Source organism: Microcoleus sp. K1-B1 (genome assembly GCF_036704705.1).
Taxonomy (GTDB): domain Bacteria; phylum Cyanobacteriota; class Cyanobacteriia; order Cyanobacteriales; family Microcoleaceae; genus Microcoleus.
On sequence record NZ_JAUBSH010000212.1, the window covers coordinates 1 to 1,100 of the forward strand.

1 protein-coding gene is annotated in these 1,100 nt (G+C 42.6%); it reads right to left on the reverse strand.

Translation table 11 applies throughout. The features are described from left to right. Positions 1-306 precede the first annotated feature (306 nt). Positions 307-1,032: a hypothetical protein gene (locus QUA83_RS30465; RefSeq protein ID WP_333297945.1), complete on the reverse strand. Its 726-nt coding sequence runs from the start codon at positions 1,030-1,032 to the stop codon at positions 307-309. Between the last annotated feature and the right edge of the window lie 68 nt (positions 1,033-1,100).

Here is a 1,100-nt window from a genome sequence, read left to right on the forward strand (position 1 = left end):
TATCCTTGCTCTTCGCTGTGCTTATCTCAATGGTCAACTTTCAATTTGATGTATTTGCCAAACTGAGATGCACCCATTTATGAGAATGAGTATCTGTTTGGGAATATGATAAACTTGAAAACATCCGGCTGAGGCTGCCGGATAATTAAACCTGAAAAGTATCGATCGCCAAATCTCCCCAAAGCCAGTTAACTGATTTAGAGAAAACTGTAATGAATCCAGAGGTATTTTTGGAACAGAAAAAATTATACCTTCGATCGAAGCATTGACTCGCTTTACCGCAGCCCTGGGGGCTAAATGGGCTCGCTACTTACCGCTTTTAGTTGCTTCTGGACTCAGAATCACCAACTGTTTTTCGCTAATCGATAAAACCAGAGGACGTTCGTTAGCAGATGCACTTTTATGTAAAGCTTTAAACACATACAATTGACCGCCGCGATTGATTAATAACCGCCACACTCTGGGATTTTGCGGATCGCTTGTATCGTTTGTTTCTCGTCCCCGCAGTTGATCGAATAAAGCTTTATCTCCAATAATTCGGATATCTTTTAATGGGGGATCTGTTGATAAGTCTGCCAGTTGCCGTCCTAATGCTATATTCTTTTCCGCTGTAAACAATACAGTCACAACAGGCAAATTTGAAGTATTGTCGATCGCATCCAGTCTTGCGTCTGCAAAGCCTTGCCACCGGGCAAACCAAAACAAAGCAACCAAAATCCAGATTACTATTATTGTTTCATTGAGGAGCGATCGCTGCTGTTTGGCGGTGAGGAATAACAGGAGCGATCGCACAATTCTACCAACTCTTCGCCTGTTTCGTTGTTGACCGGGTGGCTGGGTCGATGTTACCGACTGATTTGGGTTTTGAGCTAGCTTAGTGCTGAGCCATTTAATCGCACGTAAGGTTAATTGAATCAGCACTACTGTTAGGATAACCGCAAATACCGTGCGGCAGAATGCCGAGAAACTCCCTAGAAATACCTGGATGGGAACGAACAAAAATGACTCAAAGGGAAAGTCCAGGGGGAGCATCCCGATTTTGTAAATATCCCAATAAATGATATAATTTTACATTTTTTAAACCAACGGCTTCCCCAAAA